The following is a 24,066-nucleotide window of genomic DNA, read 5'->3' as shown; positions in this document are numbered from 1 at the left end:
GCGCCTTAAGCCATGATGACGCCGCTCGCCGCCGCCAAGGCCTATGCCGCCGCGCAGGGGTCCGCCCTTCCGGCCGCCTCCAGCGGCGCGGCCGCGCCCGCCAGCGACTTCGGCGCCATGCTGAAGGACGCCATGCAGGATGCGGTGCAGACCTCCCGCGTGGCCGAGACCCAGATGGCCGCCCACGTCCAGGGCAAGGCGCAGCTGGTCGACGTGGTGACCGCCATCTCGGCGGCCGAGACCAGCCTCGAAACCGTCATGGCCGTTCGCGACCAGGTGATCTCCGCCTATCAGGAAATCATGCGGATGCCGATCTGACGTAGCCCCACCGCCGCAGGGAGGGCCTCGGGCCCTGCGCCACATAGGCCGCCTTGCGCGCGGCCAGGGCGTCTCCGCCCCAGGCGGCGATCTCCTCGGGGCTCGCCCCATAGAGCCGGGCATTGTTGCCGCCGAAGATGGCGGACTTCACCGGCCCGTCGGCCGGGCCCAGTTCGGCGAAGCCGTGGCGCTTGCGCATGTCCTCGGGAATCTCGAGCCGGCGCAGCCCCTCGATCTGCCACTGCGGCGCGCCGGTCCACACCGCATCGGTCCCCCAGCAGACGTGGTCGGCGCCCAGCCCCTTGATGAGGATTCCCATCAGGGCCGCACAGACCTTCGGCTGGGCGATCATGGTCTGGGCGAAGACCTGGCCCAGGTCGGCATAGACGTTGGTGACGCCGTACGTCTCGGGAATCTCCGCCAGGTCGCTGACCCACTCCAGACGGCCGGTCTTCTCGAACTGGGCGAGCGCGGCGGCCGGGTCTCCCAGCCGGTAGCCGGCGTGGTAGATGACGAAGGTCAGGTCCGGCCAGTCCTTCGCCGCCTGGCCGACGTCGCGCACGTCGGCGAACGGGCGCAGGTGCGGGAACTGCGCCTCCGCCTCGGCGGAAAACAGGCCCTTATGGACGCAGACGATCTTGCGGTCGGCGGCGGCCATCTTTTCGTAGCCGCGGTAGGTCACCGCCTCGTCGTCCATGCGCCAGGGATAGCGGCTGGTGGCCTTGTGGGTGTTGTCGCCGACCGTATAGCCCTTCAGCGAGTCCGGACGCAGTTCGAGGGCGGCGTCGAGCTCGTCCAGCCAGCCGGGCGCGCCCGGCCGGAAGATGGCGTGGGTGAAGAGCCGCCGTCCGCCGGCCTCTCCGTTCACCCGGTCGCGCGCCTGGGCCATCTGGGCGTTGGTCAGGAACCAGTCCTCGGGAATGTCCGACGGGGCGCTCGAGATCAGGGCCGCCTTGGTGTCGCTGTCGAGGAAGATCTCCTTGACGTAGTTCCCGAACTTCAGGTCCTCGAGCGTCTGTTCCTCGGCCTTGAGGGCCGGGTTCCAGCCCTGCCGTCCCACCGCCTCGCGCATGCGCACGAAGCCGGTCAGGCGCGTGTCGTCGCGCAGGAAGTGGGTGTGCATGTCCATGATGAGCTGGCCCGACAGCGCCTTGGCCCGCGCGTCGGCCATGTCCGGCGTGGCGGCCTCGGCCGTGCTGGCGGAGAAGACCGGGCCATAGACGTCGTTCAGGGCCACGAAGGCCGCCGCCATTCCGGCCGATGTCTGAAAGAAGCGTCGGCGCGAGAGGCCCTGATGGCGCGACAGCCGCTCGCCCATGTCCAGGACGCGGGCCTGGACCTCGCGCTGCGAGGCGCTCTGGGGCTGCGGGGCGTATTCGTCGGTGGCGACCATCTGCAGGGGCAGGGGCGTGCGCGGCAGGCCGTGCTCGGCTCCCGACAGCTCGGCCCGATCCTCGTCGCTCAGGAACCGCATCTCCGCCCTCCCGCCATGTCCGTTTGCGGCGAGCCTAGACCGGCGGCGCGCCAGCGGCCCGACACAAGCCGGTGAGGCGAGGCGCGGCGAAAGCGGGAGCCACCGCGGCCCTGGCGTGTTACGCCTTGACCATGGCCGAGCCCCGCATCGCGATCGACCACGTCTCCAAGTCCTATGGCGCGCACCGGGCGCTGGACGATGTGAGCCTCACCGTCGCCGCCGGCGAGTTCGTCGCCCTGGTGGGGGCCTCGGGCTCGGGCAAGACCACGCTTCTCAAGACCATCAACCGCCTGATCTCGCCCGATGCGGGAACCGTGCGGATCGAAGGCGAGGATGCGGGCGCACAGCCGCCGCACCTGCTGCGCCGGAGGATCGGCTACGTCTTCCAGGACATCGGCCTCTTTCCTCACCTGACGGTGGCCGAGAACATCGCCGTCACGCCCAAGCTGCTCGGCTGGGACAAGCCGCGTCTGGCCGCCCGCGTCGACGAGCTGCTCGACCTCGTCGCCCTGCCGCGCGACTGGGGGGCGCGCTTTCCCGCTGCGCTTTCCGGCGGACAGCGGCAGAGGATCGGCGTCGCCCGCGCGCTGGCGACGCAGCCGAACATCGTGCTGATGGACGAGCCCTTCGGCGCGCTCGACCCCCTGACCCGGGACGCCCTGGGCGAGGACTACCGCGCCCTGCACGAGCGGCTGGGCCTGTCGACCGTCATGGTCACCCACGACATGACCGAGGCCCTGCTGCTGGCCGACCGCATCGCCGTCCTGGCCGGCGGGCGCCTGATCGCCGAGGGGCCGCCCCAGGCGCTGGCCAGGTCCGACGATCCGCAGGTCGCCGACCTGCTGGCCGCGCCGCGTCGCCAGGCCGCGCGCCTGGCCGAGCGACTGGGAGGGACGGCATGAGCGCCGACCTCGCCGCGGCCCTCTCGCGCCTGCCGGAATACCTCGCCTGGCACGTCCTGCTCAGCGCTTCGGCGCTCGCGCTCGGCCTTCTGATCAGTCTGCCGCTGGCGGTGGCCGCCGCGCGCAACCGCCACATCCGCTGGCCGGTCCTGGCCGGCGCCAGCCTGATCCAGACCATTCCCAGCCTCGCCCTGCTGGCGCTTTTCTTCCCGCTGTTGCTGGTGGTCTCGGCGCTCAGCGAGGACGTGATCGGACAGGGCTTCTCGGCGCTGGGCTTCCTGCCGGCCCTGCTGGCGCTGACCCTCTATTCCATGCTGCCCATCGTGCGGAACGGCGCGACCGGCATCCTGTCGCTCGATCCGGCCATCATCCAGGCGGCCGAAGGCGTCGGCATGACTCCGCGCCAGCGCCTGTTCCAGGTGGAGCTGCCGCTGGCCGCGCCGGTCATCATGGCCGGCGTGCGCACCGCCGCGGTCTGGACCATCGGCGCCGCCACGCTGTCCACGCCGGTCGGCCAGACCAGCCTCGGCAACTACATCTTCTCCGGCCTGCAGACGGAGAACTGGGTCCTGGTGCTGTTCGGCTGCGGCGCCTCGGCCCTGCTGGCGCTCGTCACCGACCAGCTCCTCGGCCTGATCGAAGTGGGGGCGGCCCGGCGCGACCTGAGGCGGATCGGGGTCGGCGCGGCCGGCCTCGTCGCCGGGGTGGTTCTCGCCCTGCTGCCTCTGGCCAGTTTCGGCCAGCCGGCCAGCTATGTGGTGGGGGCCAAGAACTTCTCCGAGCAGTACATCCTGGCCGAGCTGATCGCAGAACGGATCGAGGATCGCGGCGGGCAGGCGCGGCTGAAGGAGGACCTCGGCTCGGCCATCGCCTACCGCGCCTTGGCCTCCGGCGAGATCGACGTCTATGTCGACTATTCCGGCACGCTCTGGGCCAATGTGCTGAACCGGCAGGACAATCCCGGCCGGCAGGCGGTGCTTGAGGCGCTGACGCGAGAGCTGAACGCCCGCGACGGCGTCCTCGTCCTGGGCTCCCTCGGATTCGAGAACGCCTATGCTCTGGCCATGAAGGCCGAACGTGCGCAGGCCCTGGGCGTCTCCGATCTCGCCGACCTCTCCCGTCTGGCGCCGCAGCTCACCATGGGCGGCGACCTGGAGTTCTTCGCCCGGCCGGAGTGGCGTTCGGTAGTGGAGACCTACGACCTGGAATTCCGCAACCGCCGCTCCTTCCAGCCGACCTTCATGTTCCGCGCGGTGAGCTCGGGCGATGTGGACGTGATCTCGGCCTTCTCCAGCGACGGGCGCATCGCCGCCGACAATCTCGTGCTGCTGGACGACCCGCGCGGCGCCCTGCCGCCCTACGACGCCGTGGTGCTGGTCTCGCCCGAGCGGCGCGACGACGTGCGGCTGCTGGCGGCGCTGCGGCCCCTGATCGGCGCGATTTCCGTGGAGACGATGCAGCAGGCCAACCTCAGCGTCGACCGTGACGAGGGCAAGGTCCGCCCGGCCGAGGCCGCCCGGGCCCTCGCAAGGCGCCTGGAGCTGCCCTAGCCGCCCGGCCGGTCAGTCGTCGCCCGCGGCGTCCCGCGCCAGAAGGGCCGACCCGGCCGGCGTGATGTCCCAGCCCTGACGGCTGCGCCGGGCCAGGCCGTGCGCCACGAGGGCCTGGGCGTCGGCGATGTTGACGAAGGGCACGGCCTCGCCGCCGAGCTTGCGCGCCAGGTCGCGCAGGGCCCGGATCTGTCCCTCGGTGAGAGGGGCGCTCAGCGCTTGTCGCCCGGATGCAGGATGCGCTGCAGGCTCCCCTCGCGGGACGACGCCGCCGGCTTCGGCTTCTCGGCCTTGGGCTTGCGCGGTTCGCGCCCCGATCGCTTCTGGCTCTTGGCCATGTTCGTCGTCCTTGCTCAGCGGGTGCTCCGTGGATCGCTCAGGGCGGGGCGTGGCGCGCCCTGGATGCGCGGGGCCCCCGTGGAACGCGCGTCGTTCAGCCCCCGGAGGGGCTTGGCCGGCGGGGCCGGTCGTGCGGGATAGTTTTTCATGGACATGGCCTTTCCGGCCGGGGCGGCGATGGTTTCATCGCGCCAAGGGGTTGATCATAGCACCTTGCAGGCCTTGAGCGCCATGACGCACAGAGCGCCGTGCGGCGTGGAGGGCGGGCCCCGTCTCGCCGCACGCGCGCCGGGACACGAGCCGCCTCGACGGCTAAGGCTGGCGCGGCCTCGGCGACAGGCCGCATCCGATTCCACTCGCAGGAGCCCCCCATGAGCGTCCACGTCCTCGTCACCGGATCCAGCCGCGGCATCGGCGCGGCCGTCGTGGAGGCGCTCAGCGGACGCGAGGCCCGCGTGATCGGCCACGCCACCTCCGCGGCGGAGGGGCGGATCGCCGCCGACCTGGCCGATCCGGCCGCCGCCGACCGCCTGTGGGACGAGGCGCTGGCCCGCCTCGACGGCCGCATCGACGTGCTGGTCAACAACGCCGGGGTGTTCGAGGCCGTGGCCGACGACGCCGATCCGGACGTCTGGCGCGAGGCCTGGGACCGGGCCTGGCGGATCAATCTTCAGGCCGCCGCCGACCTCTGCCGGCGCATGGTGCTGCACGTCCGGGAGCGGGGCGGCGAGGGGCGCATCGTCAATGTCGCGAGCCGGGCGGCCTATCGCGGCGATTCTCCCGCCCACTGGCACTATGCGGCGTCCAAGGCCGGCATGGTGGCCATGACCAAGTCCATCGCCCGCGGCTATGCGAACCGCGGCGTTCTGGCCTTCGCCATCTGCCCGGGCTTCGTCATGACCGGCATGGCCGACGAGTACCTGGCGAGCCGCGGCGGCGATAAGCTCCTCGCCGACATCCCGCTGGGGCGCGTGGCGCAGCCGGAGGAGGTGGCGAGCGTGGCCGCCTATCTGGCGCTGGAGGCGCCCGCCTCCATGACCGGCGCGGTGCTCGACGTGAACGGCGCCAGCTTCGTGCGCTGAGACGTCAGTGACGATCGACCTTGGCCGCCAGCCAGTCCATCAGCGCCAGCAGTACGCCGGATATGACGAAGGTGACGTGGATCACCACGAGCCAGTAGAGGGAGCGCTCCTCGATGCCATGCCCTTCGGAGAGCTGCATGAAGGCGCGCAGCAGGGAAATGGCGGAGATGGCCACGATCGAGGCGATCAGCTTCATCTTCAGGCCGGAAAAATCCACCGTGCCCATCCAGCTCGGCCGATCCTCATGGTTGGCGGTGTCGATCTTCGAGACGAAGTTCTCGTAGCCGGAGAAGATCACGATCAGCAGCAGGTTGCCCGCCAGCGACAGGTCGATGAGGGAGAGGACCAGCAGAATGGCCTCCTCGGCGCTCAGAGACCCGATGGTCGGCAGGGCCACCAGGAGCTTCTTGGCGAAGACGACCATGAGGGCGGCAAGCGCGACCACCAGGCCGACATAGAAGGGCGCCATCAGCCAGCGAGCGTGGAACAGGCCGCTTTCCAGCAGCCGCTCGGCGCGGGGTTTCCTCGACACGGAAGCGGGAGTCTCGCTCATCGTCTGCGCCTCTCTCCAGGACCGCGGGAGATATAGCGAAGCTTGTCCGCGGCGCCAGGGCGCAGCCTTCTGGTAGGTCTTCGTTAACCACGTTTGGGCAGGGTCGGCCGCAAGTTCCAAGTTCGTATCGAGAGGCAGCGCGATGAACGGCGCCGAGGTTCTGGACGTCGGGCGCGACGCCATCTGGCTCACCATTCAGCTGTCGGCGCCGGTGCTGATCGTCGGCCTGGTGGTCGGCGTGGCCATCGGCCTGATGCAGGCGCTGACCCAGATCCAGGAAGCGACCCTGGTCTATGCGCCGAAGATCGTGGCCATCTTCATCTCTCTGCTGCTCTTCCTGCCCCTGATGGGCGCGCTGATGAGCGGCTTCATGAACCAGATCGCCGCCCGCATCGCGGCGATGTAGGCGGGAAGGGCGGCGGCGCCGTGGAATCCTACGCCACAGCCTCTCAGGTCTACGCCGCCGGGCTCGTCTTCGCCCGGCTCGGCGCCATGCTGATGCTGATGCCGGGCGTCGGCGACGGCTCGGTGCCGGCCCGTATCCGGCTGGCCTTCGCCTTTCTGTTCGCCCTCATGCTGTTTCCGGTCCTCGGCGGCCAGGTGGGCGCCGTGCCGGAAAGCACCGGCGCGATCTTCGGCCAGATCCTGCGCGAGATCCTGATCGGCCTGATGATCGGCGCGGTGCTGCGCATGTTCCTGGGCGCCTTGGGGATCGCCGGCGAGATCATCTCGATCCAGTCGACGCTCGCCTTCTCGCAGACGGCCAATCCGGGCCAGGCCCAGCCGTCGACCTCGCTGTCGACCTTCCTGACCGTGCTCGGCGTGACGCTCATCATGACGACCGATCTGCATCACATGTTCCTGGCGGCGATCGTCTCCTCCTACCGGCTCTTCCCCTTCGGCGGCGACGTGCCGGTGGGCGACGCCGGGCAGCTGGCCGTGCAGACGGTCGCCCAGTCCTTCGCCATGGGCCTGCAGCTGGCCGCGCCGGTGGTCGTCTTCGCGCTCATCTTCAACGCGGCGACGGGCCTGGTGGGCCGCGTCATGCCGCAGTTCCAGATCTTCTTCGTGGCCACGCCGCTCCTGGTGCTGACCTCGCTCTCGATCTTCGCGCTCGGTCTCGGCGTGCTGGGCATGGTGTGGGTGGAGCGCTACCGCGAACTCCTCAGCGTGTTCCTCTAAGCCATGGCCGAGCAGAACGACGAGGCCTCGAAAACAGAAGAGGCCACCCCACGGAAACTCGAACAGGCGCGGGACAAGGGCGATGTCGCCAAGTCGTCCGATCTCGCGCCCCTGGCCGCGCTCGCCTTCTCGGCGGGCGTGTTCGCCATACTGGGGGGCTGGCTGACCAAGAACCTCGCCAACGCCCTGCTGCCCTTCATCGCCCACCCCGAGCAGATCCCGCTGGAGGGGGCCGGCGGCGTCTGGGTCGCGCGTCAGGCCATGACGGCCGCCGCCCCGGTCCTGGGCGCCGTGCTCGTCACCGCCGCCTTCGGGGGGATCGCCGGGAACGTCATGCAGCACGGGCTGATGTTCACGCCCGACAAGCTGAAGCCGGAGTGGAGCAAGCTCTCGCCGCTCTCGGGCTTCAAGCGCATCTTCGGCCCCGACGGACTGTTTCAGTTCGGCAAGTCGATCGCCAAGATCCTGGCCGTGACCGCCGTGGCCTGGTGGGTGCTCAAGCCCCACATGCACGAGTTCAAGGGACTGTCGGCCCTGGACCCGGCGGCCATGCTGCCCTTCTCGGCCGAGATCCTGCGTCAGCTGGTCTTCGCGGTCCTCGCCCTGATGCTCGTCATCACGGGGGGCGACTGGCTCTGGCAGCGGCAGCGCTTCCTCAAGAAGATGCGCATGAGCCGCGAGGAGGTGAAGGAGGAGTTCAAGCAGACCGACGGCGACCCGATGATCAAGGCCAAGCTGCGCCAGCTGCGCCATGAGAAGTCCCGCCGGCGCATGATGCAGGCCGTGCCCGAGGCGACCGTCGTGGTCATGAACCCGACCCACTACGCCGTGGCGCTGAAGTACGAGGCCGGCGCGGCCGCCGCGCCCGAGTGCGTGGCCAAGGGTCTGGACGCCGTCGCGCTCAAGATCCGCGCCATCGCCGAGGAGAACGGCGTGCCTGTGGTCGAGGACCCGCCCCTGGCCCGCGCCCTCTATGCCGCCGTCGAGATCGACGAGGCCATCCCGCCCAAGCACTACGAGGCGGTCGCCAAGATCATCGGCTTCATCCTCAGCGCCAAGAACAGGCCTCGCCCGACGCCGCGGCCGATGCGCTAAGGCCGGCCCTGGACATTGCAGCCCCAAGAGGGCCGGCGGCATAGCCAACAGCCTCCGAGCCGTGTGATATACCGCATGCAAGAATGGGCGATGCGGTCCGCGGGGAGGCGACCATCATGACGACGGAACTCAATCGGCGCTGGGTGCTGGCGGGCGGGCTCTGGCTGGCCGCGGGTCCGGCGTTTGCGAAGCGCGCTGCGCCGGTGGCGGAGACCTCGGCCGGCAAGGTGATGGGCGCCGAGCGCGACGGCGTGCTGGTCTTCAAGGGCGTGCCCTATGGCGAGCCCACCGGCGGGGCCAACCGCTTCCAGCCGCCCCGGCCGCGCACCCCCTGGGCCGGCGTCCGCGAGGCGCTGGACTACGGCGCTTCGGCCCCCCAGACGGTGGTGGAGGGCGTGCGCCCGCCCAGGCCGGAGGGCGCGCCGGCGCGCTATCCGAGCCCGATCCGCTCGGACATCAAGCCGCCGCCGGAGAGCGAGGACTGCCTCTTCCTCAACGTCTGGACGCCTTCGACGACGGGCAAGCGGCCGGTCATGTTCTGGATGCACGGCGGCGGCTTCTCCACCGGCTCAGGCTCCTCGGCCTGGTACGACGGGACCAATCTGGCGAAGAAGCAGGACGTGGTGGTGGTGACCATCAACCACCGCCTGAACGTCTTCGGCTATGCGGACCTTGCGGCCTTTGGCGAGCGCTACGCCGCCAGCAGTTCTGTGGGCATGCTCGACTGCGTGGCGGCCCTGCAGTGGGTGCGCGACAATATCGAGCGCTTCGGCGGCGATCCCGACCGCATTCTGATCCATGGCGAGTCCGGCGGCGGCCGCAAGGTCAGCGTCCTGATGGCCTACGAGCCGGCCAGGGGCCTCTTCCAGCGCGCGGTGGTCCAGAGCGGGTCCCAGCTGCGCACGGACGGACCGGAACTCGCGGCGGAGAAGGGGCGGCGGCTGCTCGCCGAGCTCAACCTCTCGCCGGCCGACATCGACAAGATCCACGATGTGCCGATGGCGGACCTGCAGCGGGCCGCGGCGAAGGCCAGCTCGGGGCTCGGCCAATGGCGCCCCAGCGTGGACGGCAAGCTGCTGCCACGCCATCCCTTCGACCCCGACGCGCCGGCCATGTCCGCCGAGGTGCCGATGATGATCGGGACCAACCGCACCGAGATGTCGGTCTTCCTGGGCTCGAACCCGGCCATGGACACGCTCAGCGAGGGCGGCCTCAGGGCGATGATCGGCGGGTTCACGTCGAAGGCGCGGGCCGACGAGGTCTACGGCCTCTACAAGCGGCTCTATCCCGAGAGCCCGAACGCCGAGCTGCTCTACATGGTGGCGACCGACCGCGGCTACTTCCTCGACTCGACCCTCCAGGCCGAGCGCAAGGCCGCGCAGGCGGGCGCGCCAGCCTACTACTACGCCTTCTATCGGGAGACGCCGGTGCAGGACGGGCGCTACTTCGTGCCTCACGCCCAGGAGATCCCCTTCGTCTTCGACAACCTGGACAAGGCCGATGTGATGGTCGGACCGGTCACGCCGCAGGCCCAGGCCCTGGCCGACCAGATGAGCGCCGCCTGGGCGACCTTCGCCCGCACCGGCGTCCCCGCCGCCCCCGGCCTGCCGGCCTGGCCCGCCTACAACGGGGAAACGCGGCCGGCCATGGTGTTCGACGAACCGCGGAGCCGGATCGAGAACGACATCCGAAGCGAACAGCGCAAGCTCATGGCCAGCTTCGGCTCCCAGCAGGACCGGCAGAGCGAACTGCCGGCGCCGGGGGAGAAGGGCGGCGACGCGCCGGTCTAGGTCCGGCGGCGGGCAGGCCGCTGCGCCTCACCGCCAGGCGAAGACCGGCTGGTCGAGTTCGCTCACACGGGTGATGCGGCCGGCGGCCAGTTCACGGAGCTGATAGACCACGGCGGCGGTCGGGGCATGCAGGTGCTGGTCGCCGATGCGCAGGCGGATGACGGGCCGCGGCGTCTCGGGGATCGTCTCGAAGCTGACCGCGCCGGGGTCCATCAGTTCGTCCAGGCGGATGCGGTGGACCGAGGCGACCTCGTCGGGGTTCGGCCGGATCTCGCCGGGATCGTCCAGCCAGGCGACGACCGGGGCGATGGCGTAGCCCGAGCGGGTCGGATAGTCGTCGAGCACGCCCAGGATGTCGGCCGGGGGCAGGGACAGGCCCAGTTCCTCCTCCAGCTCGCGCAGAGCGGCGACCTCCAGGGTCTCGCCCGGATCGCAGCGGCCGCCCGGCAGGGCCCACTGGCCGGCATGGGCGCGCAGCGACGTCGCCCGCCGGGTCAGCAGGAAGGCGGCCTGGCCGGAGCCGTCGTCGGCCTCGACCAGGGTGATCGCCACGGCCGCGAGCTTCAGCCCCGGCGTCGGGTGGACGATGCGCGGAAAGGCGCGGCAGCGCTCAGCGAGCGCCTGCCGCAGATCCGGTCCGAAGGCGAAGTCGGCGGGCATGGTCGCCTCAGCTCTGGGCCGCCTCGATCTTGTCCTGGGTCTTGGTGTCGAAGTCGCTGGCGTCGTGGCGTTCGCGCAACTGGTCGGCCGGGTCGCCGCTGGCGCGGTTGACCTTGCGGCCGCGCTTGACGGCCGGGCGCGCGCCGATCTGGTCGGCCCAGCGGATGACGTTCTTGTACTCGTGCACGGACAGGAACTCGCCGCCCTCGTAGAGCAGGCCCTTGGCCATGCCGCCGTACCAGGGCCAGACGGCCATGTCGGCGATGGTGTAGTCGGCGCCGCCCAGGAACTCGCTCTCCGCCAGGCGGCGGTCCAGCACGTCCATCTGGCGCTTCACCTCCATGGCGAACCGGTCGATGGCGTATTCGATCTTGATCGGCGCATAGGCGTAGAAGTGCCCGAAGCCGCCGCCGAGATAGGGCGCGCTGCCCACCTGCCAGAAGAGCCAGGACAGGCACTCGGCCCGCCGGGCCGGATCGGCGGGCAGGAAGGCGCCGAACTTCTCGGCCAGGTGGATCAGGATCGCGCCGGACTCGAAGACGCGGATCGGCTCCGGACCGCTGCGGTCCATCAGGGCCGGGATCTTGGAGTTGGGGTTCACCTCCACGAAGCCGGAGGAGAACTGCTCGCCCTGGCCGATATTGACCAGCCAGGCGTCGTACTCGGCGCCCGCATGGCCCAGCGCCAACAGCTCCTCGAGCATGATGGTCACCTTCTGGCCGTTCGGCGTGCCCAGCGAATAGAGCTGCATCGGGTGCTTGCCGACGGGCAGGTCCTTCTCGTGGGTCGGACCGGCGATGGGCCGGTTGATGTTGGCGAAGCGGCCGCCGCTTTCCTTGTTCCAGGTCCAGACCTTGGGCGGGGTGTATTCAGCTTCGCTCATTCCGGCATCTCCCATGCGGTTTCGGCGCGTCTCTCCGCGCGCCCGTCGGATGTGGGTGGCACGAAGCGGCTTTGCGAGTCGAGGGCGGCGCCGGCCCGGCCCTTTCGCCGCGCATCGGCCTCGACAGTTCGTGGTCCGGCCCCACAGGATGAGCCGCGACGAGGGGGAGGGAAAGGCATGCTCTATCTGCTGGCCAAGGCGGCGATCAGCGGCGTCATCATCGCGGTGGTGTCCGAGGTCGCCAAGCGCAGTCCGGGATTCGGCGCGCTGATCGCCTCCCTGCCGCTCGTCTCCGTGCTCGGCATGATCTGGCTCTGGCGGGACACGCGCGATCCGGTCGGCATGGCCGCCCACGCTCAGGCGACCTTCTGGTTCGTCCTGCCGTCCCTGCCGATGTTCCTGCTGATCCCGTGGCTGCTGCGGCGGGGCGTGGCCTTCGGCCTGGCGCTGGGGCTCGGCTGTCTGCTGACGGTCCTGCTCTATCTGGGAATGACCTGGCTCGGACCCCGTCTCGGCCTCAAGCTTTGAAAAAACTGCGGCGACCGGCCGCATCCGTCTCGCCACAGAAAGGTCTCGTAAGGGTCTCACGACACCTTGTGGAGTATGATGTCCGATGATTCGCTGGGGCGCTTCGTCCCGCAACGGAAAGCAAGCCGCAGGTTCGCCATGGCCGAGATGACGCCTAGCGAGGCGCCGCGCCGCCGGTTCGACCCGCTGACAGCGGTTGCGGTGGTGTTTTTCCTGATGGCTGTGGCCTTCGCCGCGGCGCCGGCGATCAACGCCGGCCCGGCGACGCTCGCCGGCCTGATGCTGCTGGTGGGTCTCGCCGGCGTCGCCTGCCTTGGCCTCTTCGTCCTGCGTTCGAGCCTGGAGGCTCCGGCCGAACACGAACCCAGCGCCGAGCGTCTGGTCGAGGCGCTGGACGAGCCCGCCGCCCTGGCCGCCGTCGACGGCCGCATCCATGCCTGCAACGCCGCCTGGCGGGACGCCGTGGGCGAGGCCCCGCGCCTGCCCAAGTCCGGCGCTTCGGCCGCCAGCCTGTTCTCCGCGCTCGCCGCCGCGCGCCGGGGCGAGGCCGCGCACGCGCAGCTGAAGCTCGCCGGCGCCGAGCACCATGTCGAGGTCGCGCCCGTCGGGCCCCGGCGGTTCCTCGTGCGGCTGAAGCCCGCCCGCAGCGAGCCGCTGGCCCTGCCGACCGCGGCGCTGGAGGTGCTGACGGCCGCCGCGGGGGCCAAGCCGCCGCCGCCCAAGGTTCTGGACGCCTTCGCCGCGGCCTCGCCCTTCGGCGCCGCCCTCCTGGAGGGGGAGGATCCGTTCAACGCCGTCATCGTCGAGGCCAATCCGGCGCTCGGCGCCATGGCCGGCGCGATCGCCAAGGGGCAGGCCTTCGGCGATCTGATCGAGGCCGCCTCGCGCCAGGACGCCGCCCAGCGCCTCTCGGCCGGCGGCGAGAACGCCCTGGAGGTGCGGCTCTCGCGCGATCCGTCGAAGATCGCCCACCTCTATCTGTCGCGCACCGACGGCCGCTGGGTCGCCTATCTGGTCGACGTCTCCGACCAGAAGCAGATGGAGCTGCAGCTCGCCCAGAGCCAGAAGATGCAGGCCATCGGCCAACTCGCCGGCGGCGTGGCCCACGACTTCAACAACCTGCTGACCGCCATCCTGATGCAGCTCGACAGCCTGGCGGCGCGCCACCCCGTGGGCGACCCGTCCTATGAGGGGCTGAACGAGATCCGCCAGACCTCGAACCGCGCCGCCGACCTGGTGCGCAAGCTTCTGGCCTTCTCGCGCAAGCAGACCGTGCAGCGCGAGATTCTCGACCTCGGCGAGCTGATCAGCGAGTTCGAAGTGCTGCTGCGCCGCGTGCTCTCGGAAGACGTGACCGTCGAGACCGAGTACGGCCGCAACCTGCCGCACGTGCGCGTCGACAGGGGGCAGCTGGAGACGGCGGTCATGAACCTGGCCGTGAACGCGCGCGACGCGGTTCGCGCCCATGGCGGCACGACCGTCCGCATCCGTACCGCCCGCGTCAGCGAGGCCGAGGCGTCCGCCCTCGGCTATGCCGGCGCGAAGGGCGACCAGGCCCTGATCGAGGTTTCCGACGACGGCCCCGGCATTCCGCCCGAGGTGATGGACAAGATCTTCGACCCCTTCTTCACCACCAAGCCGGTGGGCGAGGGGACGGGCCTGGGTCTTGCGACGGTCTATGGCATCGTCAAGCAGTCCGAGGGCTGGATTTCGGTGAACTCCAAGCCCGGCGAGGGCGCGGCCTTCCGCATCTTCCTGCCGATCCACCAGCCGGCGGTCGACGCCCCCGCGCCGGCCCCGCTGGTCAAGCCGAAGACCGTCGCCCGCGACCTGTCCGGCGCCGGCCGCATCCTGTTCGTCGAGGACGAGGACGCCGTGCGCGGCGTCGCCGCCCGGCTGCTTCGCGCGCGGGGCTACGAGGTTATCGAGGCCGGTTCGGGCGAGGAGGCGCTGGAGCTGGCCGAGCAGCACGCCGGCGAGATCGACCTGATGATCTCCGACGTCGTCATGCCCGGCATGCAGGGCCCGGACCTGCTCAAGCAGGCGCGGCAGTACCTGGCCGGCGCGCCGGTGATGTTCATCTCCGGCTACGCCGAGGCGGAATTCTCCAACCTGCTCGAAGGCGAGAAGAACATCTCCTTCCTGCCCAAGCCGATCGACATCAAGACCCTGGCCGAGCGGGTGAAGCAGGAGCTTCAGAAGGCGGCCTGAACGGGCTGTCCGGTCGAGGCGCGCGGCGGACGGGGCGAGCGGCCACCCCCTCCGCGTGTCAGAACATGCCGACCAGGGTGGCGACGAAGGCGATCGCTGCGGCCAGCAGGGCGTTCCAGATCAGGATCAGGATGATGACGCTGATCGCCGCGGCCACGCCGCCCACCAGTCCCGCCAGACCGTCGCGCTCCAGCAGCCCGAAGCCGAAGGCGGCGATGGCGAAGGAGGGCAGCATGTTGCCGAAGGGGATCGGCAGGAAGACGATCACCGCCAGCAGCACGCAGACCGCCCCGATGAAGCGGTCGGCGATCGGGCCGTAGAGGAATTGCAGACGCGGCCGCAGGTGCCGCTCCAGCCGCTTCAGGTGCGGCCGCAGCCGCACGGTCATGGTCAGGAACTCCGCGCGGCGCATGGACCGCTTCATCAGCGCCTTGGGCAGCCAGAGCGTCGGCCGCCCGATCATCTGCTGAAAGGCGATGAAGATCAGCGGCGCGCCCAGGATGGCCGAGACCCCGGGCGGCATGGGGAGGGCCAGGGGCGCGGCGAACACGGCCAGCAAGGCGCCGAACGCCCGGTCGCCAAAGGCGTCGAGAACGTCGGCCACCGTCACCTTCGAACCCGGCCGTTCGGCGAGGGCTTCGATGATGTCGGAAAAGCGATGAACGTCGTCGGCCAAGGCGGTCCTGCGGGGCTGGGAAGGATCGGGAAGTCAGATGGACGCGCGGCGGGGAAATTGCACCCCCCGGGCGACGCCTGAAGATCGAATGGAGAGGCCTTGTGGCCCGTCGTCCACGCCTCAGGCGGCGGCTTGCTGGCTCAGGACCACGCCCAGGAGCACGGCGGCGTAGTGGATGCCGGCGCCGCCCACCACATGGCCGTGCCAGATGGCGCGCCGGAACCGCAGCTTGCGCATCATGTAGAAGATGACGCCGACGCTGTAGAGCACGCCGCCGGCGGCCAGCAGGCCCATGACCGGCAGCGGCACGGCGGCCAGCATCGGCTTGATCGCCACGACGACGGCCCAGCCGAGCGCGAGATAGATGGCCACCCACAGCTTCTTGTCGAGCCCGGGCAGGAAGAGCTTGCCGGCCACGCCGAGCGCCGCCACGCCCCAGATGGCCGCCGTCATGGCCACGGCCCAGGCGCCGGACAGACTGGCCACCGTGAAGGGGGTGTAGGAGCCGGCGATCATCACGAAGATGGCCGCATGGTCGAGGCGCCGAAGCAGCGGCCGATGGCGCGCAGGGGCGAAGTTGTAGGCCGTCGAGCAGCCGAGCATCACCAGCAGGCCGGCCGCATAGACCGCGACGGCCGCCGTGATCGCCGGCGTGCCGGTCCAGGCCGTCAGCACGAGCAGCACGATCCCGCCGATCAGGGCGGCGGTCAGGCCCGCCACATGGACGCACAGGTCGGCGCACTTGGCCGAGGGCGTGGGATAGTGGCGGGGCGGCTTGGTCGCGGGCGGGTTCACGGGCCTCTCCTTACTGTCGCACCTCTACGTCAAACGCACCGGCGGCGCCCAGGGGAATCCCAAACTGGCGCCGCCCTTTGTCCGTATTGCGACATCTCAGTCCATACCGGCCGCCGCCAGGATGGCCAGCAGGCCGACGCTCATTCCGCGCACCGTCTCCACGGGTTCGACGTCGATCCATTCGTCGAGCGCATGGGCCCGCCCGCCCGATCCGCCGGAGCCGACCGTCACGGCGGGGATCCCCAGGCTCATGGGGATGTTGGCGTCCGTGGAGGAGGCGTTGAACTTGGGCTCGTAGCCCATCTCGGTGATGGCCGCCGCGACGTCGCGCACCAGCGGCGCCTCCAGCGGCGTGCCGCCGGCCGGACGATCGCCGATCTTGCGCAGGTCGAGGCTGATCTCGCCCTGCGACGTGGAGCGGGCCGCGTTCTCCTCGGCCACGGCCTTTTCGAAGATGGCGAGCAGCTTGGCTTCCAGGTCGGCGAGCGCTTCGGGGCTTTCGGAGCGCATGTCGTACTCGGTGAAGACCTCGGCGGGGATGGAGTTCACCGACACGCCGCCGCCGGTGACGCTGGCCGAATAGGTGGTCTTCGGGCTCGCGGGGACCTCGACCTCGTAGAGGTCCGCCGTCGCCCGCGCCATGGCGGCCATGGGGTTGACGATCCCGAAGGCGCCGAAGCTGTGTCCGCCCGGCCCGCGGAAGGTGGCGCGGTAGCGCTTCGACCCGACCGCCCCGGTCACCACGCGCGTGGGATCGGAGCCGTCGAAGGAGAAGAAGGCGGCCACCCGATCCTTGTAGGGGCCCTGGCTGAAGAAGTGGCGGACGCCGCGCAGGTCGCCCTGGCCTTCCTCACCGACCGTGCCGACGAACAGGATGTCCTTCTCCGTCTCGATTTTCGCCGCGTCCAGCGCGCGCGCATAGGCCAGCAGAACGGCGAGGGAGCGGGTGTCGTCGCCGACGCCGGGGGCCATCAGGCGCGTGCCCTCCCGGCGCACCTTCACGTCCGTGCCGGCCGGGAAGACGGTGTCGAGGTGGGCCGAGACCACCACCACGGGGCCGCCCGCCGGACCCGCGCCCCGGCGCAGACCCATCACATTGCCCTCGGCGTCGATCGTCACCTCGCTCAAGCCGTGCGCGGCGAGCATCTCGCGATAGGCCTCGCCGCGCGCCGCCTCCTGGAAGGGCGGGGCGGGGATTTCGGTGAGGGTGACGATGTCCCGGACGGTGCGGTCGAAGTCGCTCGCCAGATGGGCCTTGGCGGCCTGGAACGCGGCGCTCCCGGCGATCTCCGGCACAGGGCTCGCCGACGCCTGCGCCAGGGCGGACCCGGCCAGACTCACGCTCATCGCCGCGGCGGCCACGAAGGATCGGAACGCACATGGAATCATCGGCCGGGCCCTTTTTCATCTCAGATTGGCTGCGAGTCGGGCGCCATGATGCGCCGAACGCCGCAGCGACGCCCAGGCCTTTCGTGCCGGCGCCCCGAGCGGGCAAGGACTTGCAACGGGACTGGTCAAATCCGCGCCGGCAGGTCTAGGGTCGCGCCTTCGCGCCCGGCGCGGGGCCAAATCGGGGGAAATCATGGAAGAGACCGGCGCCCTTGCGGGCTTCTACGCCCAGGTCACCAACGTCAGCGACTTCATCTGGGGCGGCGCCTGGAACGGCCAGACCGTCCTGCCTTTCCCGCCCATGGTCGTGGCCCTGCTGGGGGTCGGGCTGTGGATGATGATCGGCCTGCGCTTCTACCCCATCACCCATCTGGCCTCCGCCTTCGTCGGCCTTTTCAAGAGCGAGAAGGAGGCCGACGCCGAGGGCGACGGAAAGGCCGGCGAAATCTCGCCCTTCGCCGCCCTCTCCACCGCCCTGTCGGGGCAGGTCGGCACCGGCAACCTGGCGGGCGTGGCCACCGCCATCTCGCTGGGCGGCCCCGGCGCCCTCTTCTGGATGTGGATCACCGCGCTCATCGGCATGGCGCTGGCCTTCGCCGAAGGCGCGCTCGCCATCCGTTTCCGTGAGCGCGGCGAGGACGGCAGCTATCACGGCGGCCCGATGACCTATATCCGCCGCGGCCTCGGCAAGAAGTGGGGCTGGCTGGCCGTCCTCTTCTGTATCGGCACCCTGTTCTCGTCGGTGACCACCGGCAACATGATCCAGGCCAATTCGGTCGCCGACTCCATCTCGGGCCTGACGGGCATGCCGGAATGGGCGGCGGGTCTGATCGTGGCCGCCGCCGTGTTCGCGGTGATCATCGGCGGCATCAAGTCCATCGGCGCCATCGCCGAGAAGGTCGTCCCGGCCATGGCTCTGGCCTACATCTCCATGGCCGTCATCGCGCTGGCCCTGAACTTCAGCGACCTGCCCGGCGCCTTCGCCACCATCTTCGAGAGCGCCTTCAACGGTCACGCGGCCGCCGGCGGCTTCCTCGGCGCCGGCATGATCATCGCCATCCGCGCCGGCGTGGCCCGCGGCCTGTTCTCCAACGAGGCGGGCCAGGGCTCCACGGCCATCGCCCACGCGGTCGCCCAGACCAACGACCCCGCCCGCCAGGGCCGCTTCGCCATGATGGGCACCTTCATCGACACCATCATCATCTGCACGGCCACGGGCCTCGTCCTGCTGACCGTCCACGGCGCCTTCCCGCACACCGGGCCCGACGGGGTCGAGACCCTGCAGCGCCACGTCTGGACCTCGGACCTGAACGGCTTCGCCATGACGGAGGCGGCCTACGCCGCCGCCTTCCCGATGCCGGTCTTCGGCTTCCCCATCGGCTCGCTGGTCGCCTCGGTGGCGCTGATCCTGTTCGTCTTCACGACGCTTCTCACCTGGAGCTACTACGGCGAGCGGGCGACCACCTTCCTGTTCGGCGAGAAGTTCGCCCTGCCGTTCCGGCTGGTCTGGGTGCTGATGATCTTCGTGGGCTCGTTCCAGGAGATCACCTTCGTCTGGCGCCTGGGGGACATCTCCAACGCCACCATGGCCCTGCCGAACCTGCTCGCGCTGGCCATGCTCTCCACGGTGGTCTTCGCCCTGGCCAAGGGCGACCGGCGCGCCGGCAAGGACCACGACGACTGAGGCCGGGGGCGTTGAGCCCCCGGCGCCGGCCTTCATGACGGCGAATTAAGGCGCGAGGCGGCGCCTTGCGGGTTTCCCTGCGACGGCGGCGCCCTTAGCGTGGCCTGTAACAGACGTAACAGCGACAAGGAGTCCGCCCGTGCACACCCGACGTCAGATGCTCTTCGGCGCCGCCGGCGCCCTGGCCCTGGCCGGCGTCGCCGGCCGCACCGCGGCGCGGGCCGCCACGCAAGGCGGCGCCGAAGCCCGCCTGGACGCCATGCTGGAGGCCTTCTACCAGGAGGCCCTTGAAGACAGTCCCGAACTCGTCACGCAACTGGGCCTCGACCAGGGCGCCCGCGCCGCGGCCAAGGGCCAGCTGAGCCCGGCCTCGCTGGAGGAGCTGGCGCGCGACCGCGCCAAGACCGCCGACCAGCTGGCGCGGCTGAAGACCATCCCGCGCGAGGAGCTCACCGGCATGGCGCGGGTCAACCGCGACGCCGTCATGTTCTCGCTGGAGACGACCGACGCCGCCAACAAGCGGTTCGTCTATGGCGACGAGGGCGCCGGCCAGCCCTACGTCCTGTCGCAGCTCACCGGCGCCTATCAGTGGGTCCCGGACTTCCTCGGCTCGCAGCACACCATCGAGACCAAGGCCGACGCCGACGCCTATCTGGCCCGTCTGGAGGCCTTCGGCTCGGTGATGGACCAGGAGATCGAGCGCGTCCGCCGCGACGTCGGCCTGGGCGTCGTCCCGCCCGACTTCATCATCGAGCGCGCCCTGATCCAGATGAACGGCCTCAAAGGCCCGGCGGAGGATTCGCCGCTCGTCACCAGCGTGGCCACGCGGGCGGCCGAAAAGGGCATTGCGGGCGACTACGCCGCCCAGGCCTCCAAGATCTATCTGGAGAAGGTCGTTCCCGCGCTCGAGCGTCAGATCGCGCTGATGACGGAGCTTGCGCCCAAGGCCGTGCACGATGCGGGCGTGTGGCGCCTGCCCGAGGGCGAGGCCTATTACGAGCACGCCCTGCGCGCCTCGACGACCACGAGGCTTTCGGCCGAAGAGGTCCATCAGCTCGGACTCGAACAGGCGCGCGAGCTGTCGGCGCGGGCCGATGTGATCCTGAAGGCCGAGGGCTACACCCAGGGCAGCGTTGGCGAGCGCATCGCGGCCCTGTTCAAGGATCCCAAGCACCACTTCCCCAACACCGACGCCGGCAAGGAAGAGCTGATCGCCTCGCTGAACGTCATGGTCGACGCCATGTCCAAGCGCCTGCCGGAATACTTCGGGACGCTGCCCAAGGCGCCGGTGGAAGTCCGCCGCGTGCCCAAGTTCATCGAGGCCGGCGCGCCGGGCGGCTACTACAACCAGCCCACCCTGGACGGATCACGGCCGGGCATCTTCTGGATCAACCTGCGGGACTCCGCGGAGAACCCGACCTGGACCCTGCCGACGCTCGCCTATCACGAGGCGGTTCCCGGCCACCACATGCAGCTGGCCCTGCAGCAGGAGGCCGATCTGCCGATGATCCGGCGGGCCACCTTCTTCTCGGCCTACGGCGAAGGCTGGGCCCTCTATTCGGAGGAGCTGGCCAAGGAGATGGGCGTCTACGAGGACAACCCGCTGGCCGAGGTCGGCTATCTCCAGGCGGCCCTGTTCCGGGCGGCGCGCCTGGTGGTCGACACCGGTCTCCACGCCAAGCGCTGGAGCCGCGAGAAGGCCATCGAGACCATGACCTCGATCGACGGTTCGCCCACCTCGGCGGCCACGACGGAGATCGAGCGCTACTGCGTCTGGCCGGGCCAGGCCTGCAGCTACATGGTCGGCAAGCTCACCTGGCTGCGCCTGCGCGAAGAGGCCAAGGCCAAGATGGGGCCGGCCTTCGACATCCGCGCCTTCCATGATGCGGGTCTGCTGTCCGGCGCCATGCCGCTGACCGTGCTGGAATCGGTGATCGGCGACTACGCCGCAAGCCGGACCTGAGCTAGCCCCAGCTCTCCACCGCCCCCCGGCGCCGCGCCGCGGGGGCGGCCGCGGCCCGGGCGGGGACGGCGGGCGGCGTCGGTTCGCGGGCGGCCGCGCCATAGAGCCAGCCCTGCGCCATGTCGACGCCGGCCTTGCGAATGACGTCTTCCACGAGCGGCGTCTCGACCATCTCTGCCAGGGTTCGCACCTTCATTTCGCCGCACATGCGCACGAGCTGGCGGATGAAGGCCGACCCGCGCGTGTCGTGCTCCAGTTCGCGGATGAAGCTGCCGTCGATCTTCACCACGTCCACGTTCAGCTGCTGCAGATAGGCCAGCGAACTGGCGCCCGCGCCGAAGTCGTCCAGGCAGACCTCGCAGCCCTCGGCGCGCAGCGCCTGGATGTGGCGGTCCGCCTCGGACAGGTCGCCGACGGCCACGCTCTCGGTCAGTTCGAAGATCAGCCGCCCCCGCACGCCCGGCGAGGACTTCAGACGCTGTCTCAGATGGGTGACGAAGGCGGGCTTGCTCATCGAGCGGCCGGAGATGTTCACGGCCAGTACGAGCCCGGGAACGGCCAGGAGCTTGTCCAGCGCCCGGTCCACCACCGCCGCGTCCAGCGCGCAGACGAGGTCCATCTCCTCGGCCATCCGGATCATCGGGAAGGGCGTGCCCTGATCGCCGAAGCGGATGAGCGCCTCGTAGTGGTGCAGCCGCAAGTCGCCGCGCAGGCTGACCACCGGCTGGTAGACGAGGCTGAAATCGCCGCCCTCGACGCGCTGGCCCAGGGCGGTCACCTGGGCGAGCGTGCGCGCCAGCGAGCGCTCGAAGGCTTCGCCGAGCGTGGCGGGCGTCGCGCCGGCCGCGCCTTTCTGCACGAATTCGTCCACCGAATAGCGGATCGCCTTGAGGAGCTGTTCGGGCGCCGTGTCGGCGCTCATGGCCACCGAGCGGACCACCGGCTCCAGTCCCAGGCCGGCGTCCAGGTCGAGCAGCCGGCCGATCCGGCGAGAGATCGTCTCGGGACTTTCGCCCCCTTCGCGGAGCAGGGCGTACCGATCGCCGCCAAGCCCGGCGGCCGTGGCGCCGGCGAAGGATTCGGCGCGGATCACCGCGGCCAGCCGCGCCTGGAGCGCCGATCCTTCGGGTTCGCCGGCCTGGCGGGTGACCTCGGTGAAGCCCGGGACCTCGACCATGGCCAGCTCGACCTCCAGGCCGCTGGTTCGGGCGTGCTTGAAGAGCGCCGTGGCGGCGTCCTCGAAAGAGCGGCGGTCATGCAGGCCGTCGGGTCCGGCCGCCTTGGGCGCCGCCGCGCGGGTCAGGGCGCAGGAGACGGCGCCGCCATTATCCGGCAGCCTGAAGGCGGACAGGTTGACCGCCCGCGCCGCGCCGTCCGCCTGCGGGGCGAGCCGGACCACGACGGGGCCGGCGCGCATGCCGTCTTCCAGCCCCTTCAGCACCATGCGGACCAGTTCCTGGTCGGCCGGCGCCACGAAGCCGGCGAGGGAGGCCCCCTCGATTTCGCGATCGGCCGCGCCGGTGAGCGCCTCGCCCGCGCCGAGGGCAAGGGTGATCTGTCCCTCTGACGACAGCTCGATCAGAAGGTCTGCGGAGGCGAAAGCGAAGCCGAGGAGGCGTCTGGTGAGCAGCAAGGCGGGTCTCCCGTCGGCCCGGAGACTGGCAGAACGGGCTTAATCCGACGTAATAAGGGTCGAGCTTGCCGCGCCGCGCTAAGGTGAATTTCCCCGGATCGGGGAGGTTCGCCGCGCCCATTTTGTCATACGCCGGTCGCGCACCGGCTTCAGAACCGCCCCATGATCAGCGCCCTCGTTCTCGCCGCCGCCCTCGCCCTTCCCGCCGACTGCGACCTGGAGGCGCCCAGCGGGCGTGACGGCTGCACCCGCGCCGCCGTGGACGCCCTGCCGATGAACGCGCTGCAGGCGGTCGGCACCCACAACTCCTACAAGCTGGCCATCGCACCGGCGGAGATGGCGCTGCTGCAGGCGACCGCTCCGGACACGGCGCGCAGCCTCGACTACGCCCATCGCCCGCTGGCCGAGCAACTCGCCGCCGGCGCGCGCCAGCTCGAGATCGACGTGCTGAACGATCCGGAACCCGGGCGCTACGCCGACCCCGCCGCCCGCCGGATCGCCGCACAGACGACGCCTTACGACCTCGCGCCTCTGCGGGCCCCGGGTCTGAAGGTCATGCATGTGCAGGACATCGACTACCGCAGCGTCTGTCCGCTGTTCGTCCAGTGCCTGGGCGAGATCGCCGCCTGGTCGAAGGCTCACCCCGACCACGCGCCGCTGCTCATCCTGCTGAACCTGAAGGAGGGGGATGCGCTGCCCATTCCTGGCGCGGTGGCGCCGGCGCCCTTCGATGCGGCGGCCATGGACGCCGTCGATGCGGAGATTCGCAGCGTCTTCGCGCCGGAGCGACTGATCACCCCCGATGACGTGCAGGGCGAGCATCCGACCCTGCGGGCGGCCGCCGCGGCTGGCGCCTGGCCGAAGCTGGGCGAGGCGCGCGGGCGGGTGATGTTCGCCCTCGACGCTCCGCGCAACCAGGTCGATCTCTACCGCGGGGGGCGGTCCTCGCTCGAGGGGCGGGTCATGTTCGTCAACATCGAGGAAGACGAGCCGGCCGCCGGCTACATCACGCTGAACGACCCGGAGGGCGAGGCCGAGCGCATCGCCGCGGCGGTGGCCGCCGGCCTGATCGTGCGTACCCGCGCTGACGCCGACACCACCGAGGCGCGGACCGGCGAGACGGCGCGGCGCGAGGCGGCCTTCGCCTCCGGCGCCCACTATGTTTCGACGGACTACATGGTCCCCGACCGCCGCCTGGGCGATTACCAGGTGGTTCTGCCGGGCGAGGGCGCCGCGCGGCTCAATCCGAAAGCCGCCAGTCCCGCCCGCTAGGTTCTGAACCCATAAAGCTTGCTGGCTGAGGGCGACGCTGATTCAAGGCTTCCGAAAGGAGCTTGAGATGGCGCGCTACGACCTGAG

23 protein-coding genes are annotated in these 24,066 nt (G+C 70.4%); 13 read left to right on the top strand and 10 right to left on the bottom strand.

From position 1 onward, the window contains the following. Window positions 1-12: 12 nt before the first annotated feature. Window positions 13-318 (top strand): flagellar hook-basal body complex protein FliE, encoded by a 306-nt coding sequence (fliE, locus tag H2041_RS09630; RefSeq protein ID WP_293412045.1) that lies wholly within the window; start codon window positions 13-15, stop codon window positions 316-318. Here the strand turns inward: fliE and H2041_RS09625 are convergent. Continuing rightward, entirely contained in the window at window positions 299-1,792 is a 1,494-nt protein-coding gene (locus tag H2041_RS09625; RefSeq protein WP_293412043.1) for an amidohydrolase family protein, read from the bottom strand. The genes fliE and H2041_RS09625 overlap by 20 nt on opposite strands. A 131-nt stretch (window positions 1,793-1,923) precedes the next feature. Here H2041_RS09625 and H2041_RS09620 point away from each other — a divergent pair, with 131 nt between their 5' ends. Together H2041_RS09620 and H2041_RS09615 are read left to right on the top strand one after the other, a co-directional pair. Next, window positions 1,924-2,694 (top strand): ABC transporter ATP-binding protein, encoded by a 771-nt coding sequence (locus H2041_RS09620; RefSeq protein ID WP_293412041.1) that lies wholly within the window; start codon window positions 1,924-1,926, stop codon window positions 2,692-2,694. Then, window positions 2,691-4,244 (top strand): ABC transporter permease/substrate-binding protein, encoded by a 1,554-nt coding sequence (locus H2041_RS09615; protein ID WP_293412039.1) that lies wholly within the window; start codon window positions 2,691-2,693, stop codon window positions 4,242-4,244. Before H2041_RS09620 ends, H2041_RS09615 begins: the two co-directional genes overlap by 4 nt. A gap of 12 nt (window positions 4,245-4,256) precedes the next feature. Here the strand turns inward: H2041_RS09615 and H2041_RS09610 are convergent, their stop codons facing one another. Further along, complete coding sequence (locus tag H2041_RS09610; protein ID WP_293412037.1) at window positions 4,257-4,388, bottom strand: hypothetical protein; 132 nt, start codon at window positions 4,386-4,388, stop codon at window positions 4,257-4,259. 68 nt (window positions 4,389-4,456) lie between these two features. Further along, the gene (locus H2041_RS09605; protein ID WP_293412035.1) at window positions 4,457-4,582 is read right to left on the bottom strand and encodes a hypothetical protein; all 126 of its coding nucleotides are present in this window, start codon (window positions 4,580-4,582) and stop codon (window positions 4,457-4,459) included. A gap of 372 nt (window positions 4,583-4,954) precedes the next feature. Here H2041_RS09605 and H2041_RS09600 point away from each other — a divergent pair, with 372 nt between their 5' ends. Continuing rightward, window positions 4,955-5,665 carry an SDR family oxidoreductase gene (locus H2041_RS09600; protein WP_293412033.1) on the top strand — a complete coding sequence of 237 codons (711 nt, stop codon included), beginning with the start codon at window positions 4,955-4,957 and terminating at the stop codon, window positions 5,663-5,665. 4 nt (window positions 5,666-5,669) lie between these two features. Here H2041_RS09600 and H2041_RS09595 read toward each other — a convergent pair whose 3' ends face one another. Beyond that, the gene (locus H2041_RS09595; RefSeq protein ID WP_293412031.1) at window positions 5,670-6,218 is read right to left on the bottom strand and encodes a TIGR00645 family protein; all 549 of its coding nucleotides are present in this window, start codon (window positions 6,216-6,218) and stop codon (window positions 5,670-5,672) included. Window positions 6,219-6,360: 142 nt separating this feature from the next. Here H2041_RS09595 and fliQ point away from each other — a divergent pair, with 142 nt between their 5' ends. The 4 genes from fliQ to H2041_RS09575 all read left to right on the top strand — a co-directional run bounded on the left by fliQ (window position 6,361) and on the right by H2041_RS09575 (window position 10,285). After that, a complete protein-coding gene (fliQ, locus tag H2041_RS09590; protein WP_293412029.1) occupies window positions 6,361-6,624 on the top strand; it encodes a flagellar biosynthesis protein FliQ in 264 nt (87 codons plus the stop codon). A 20-nt stretch (window positions 6,625-6,644) separates the two neighbouring features. After that, on the top strand, window positions 6,645-7,400 hold the full coding sequence (fliR, locus tag H2041_RS09585; RefSeq protein ID WP_293412027.1) for a flagellar biosynthetic protein FliR: 756 nt from the start codon (window positions 6,645-6,647) through the stop codon (window positions 7,398-7,400). Window positions 7,401-7,403: 3 nt separating this feature from the next. Next, a complete protein-coding gene (flhB, locus tag H2041_RS09580; RefSeq protein WP_293412025.1) occupies window positions 7,404-8,495 on the top strand; it encodes a flagellar biosynthesis protein FlhB in 1,092 nt (363 codons plus the stop codon). Between the two features lie 116 nt (window positions 8,496-8,611). Then, entirely contained in the window at window positions 8,612-10,285 is a 1,674-nt protein-coding gene (locus H2041_RS09575) for a carboxylesterase family protein (RefSeq protein WP_293412023.1), read from the top strand. A 27-nt stretch (window positions 10,286-10,312) separates the two neighbouring features. On the opposite strand, the gene H2041_RS09570 is transcribed toward H2041_RS09575, so the two are convergent. Both H2041_RS09570 and yghU read right to left on the bottom strand, forming a co-directional pair. Further along, complete coding sequence (locus tag H2041_RS09570; protein ID WP_293412021.1) at window positions 10,313-10,945, bottom strand: CoA pyrophosphatase; 633 nt, start codon at window positions 10,943-10,945, stop codon at window positions 10,313-10,315. Window positions 10,946-10,952: 7 nt separating this feature from the next. Next, window positions 10,953-11,828 (bottom strand): glutathione-dependent disulfide-bond oxidoreductase, encoded by an 876-nt coding sequence (yghU, locus tag H2041_RS09565; RefSeq protein WP_293412019.1) that lies wholly within the window; start codon window positions 11,826-11,828, stop codon window positions 10,953-10,955. Between the two features lie 177 nt (window positions 11,829-12,005). Here yghU and H2041_RS09560 point away from each other — a divergent pair, with 177 nt between their 5' ends. Together H2041_RS09560 and cckA are read left to right on the top strand one after the other, a co-directional pair. Further along, a complete protein-coding gene (locus H2041_RS09560) occupies window positions 12,006-12,356 on the top strand; it encodes a DUF3147 family protein (RefSeq protein ID WP_293412017.1) in 351 nt (116 codons plus the stop codon). Between the two features lie 138 nt (window positions 12,357-12,494). Further along, window positions 12,495-14,567 (top strand): cell cycle histidine kinase CckA, encoded by a 2,073-nt coding sequence (gene cckA, locus H2041_RS09555; RefSeq protein ID WP_293412374.1) that lies wholly within the window; start codon window positions 12,495-12,497, stop codon window positions 14,565-14,567. Window positions 14,568-14,625: 58 nt separating this feature from the next. Here the strand turns inward: cckA and H2041_RS09550 are convergent, their stop codons facing one another. The 3 genes from H2041_RS09550 to H2041_RS09540 all read right to left on the bottom strand — a co-directional run bounded on the left by H2041_RS09550 (window position 14,626) and on the right by H2041_RS09540 (window position 17,385). Then, the gene (locus tag H2041_RS09550) at window positions 14,626-15,243 is read right to left on the bottom strand and encodes an exopolysaccharide biosynthesis protein (RefSeq protein WP_293412015.1); all 618 of its coding nucleotides are present in this window, start codon (window positions 15,241-15,243) and stop codon (window positions 14,626-14,628) included. Window positions 15,244-15,363: 120 nt separating this feature from the next. Then, a complete protein-coding gene (locus H2041_RS09545; RefSeq protein ID WP_293412013.1) occupies window positions 15,364-16,038 on the bottom strand; it encodes a hemolysin III family protein in 675 nt (224 codons plus the stop codon). A 96-nt stretch (window positions 16,039-16,134) separates the two neighbouring features. After that, the gene (locus H2041_RS09540) at window positions 16,135-17,385 is read right to left on the bottom strand and encodes a M20/M25/M40 family metallo-hydrolase (protein WP_293412011.1); all 1,251 of its coding nucleotides are present in this window, start codon (window positions 17,383-17,385) and stop codon (window positions 16,135-16,137) included. Between the two features lie 235 nt (window positions 17,386-17,620). Between H2041_RS09540 and H2041_RS09535 the strand changes: the two genes are divergently transcribed. Beyond that, window positions 17,621-19,111 carry a sodium:alanine symporter family protein gene (locus tag H2041_RS09535; RefSeq protein WP_293412009.1) on the top strand — a complete coding sequence of 497 codons (1,491 nt, stop codon included), beginning with the start codon at window positions 17,621-17,623 and terminating at the stop codon, window positions 19,109-19,111. Between the two features lie 139 nt (window positions 19,112-19,250). After that, complete coding sequence (locus H2041_RS09530) at window positions 19,251-21,074, top strand: DUF885 family protein (protein WP_293412007.1); 1,824 nt, start codon at window positions 19,251-19,253, stop codon at window positions 21,072-21,074. A 1-nt stretch (window position 21,075) separates the two neighbouring features. Here H2041_RS09530 and H2041_RS09525 read toward each other — a convergent pair whose 3' ends face one another. Beyond that, entirely contained in the window at window positions 21,076-22,707 is a 1,632-nt protein-coding gene (locus H2041_RS09525) for an EAL domain-containing protein (protein ID WP_293412005.1), read from the bottom strand. A 162-nt stretch (window positions 22,708-22,869) separates the two neighbouring features. Here H2041_RS09525 and H2041_RS09520 point away from each other — a divergent pair, with 162 nt between their 5' ends. Then, on the top strand, window positions 22,870-23,979 hold the full coding sequence (locus H2041_RS09520; protein ID WP_293412003.1) for a phosphatidylinositol-specific phospholipase C1-like protein: 1,110 nt from the start codon (window positions 22,870-22,872) through the stop codon (window positions 23,977-23,979). Window positions 23,980-24,066: the final 87 nt, after the last annotated feature.

Source organism: Phenylobacterium sp. (assembly GCF_013911965.1).
Taxonomy (GTDB): Bacteria; Pseudomonadota; Alphaproteobacteria; order Caulobacterales; family Caulobacteraceae; genus Phenylobacterium.
Note: the sequence above shows the minus strand (reverse complement) of the source record. Positions and strands in the feature narration are given on the sequence as shown.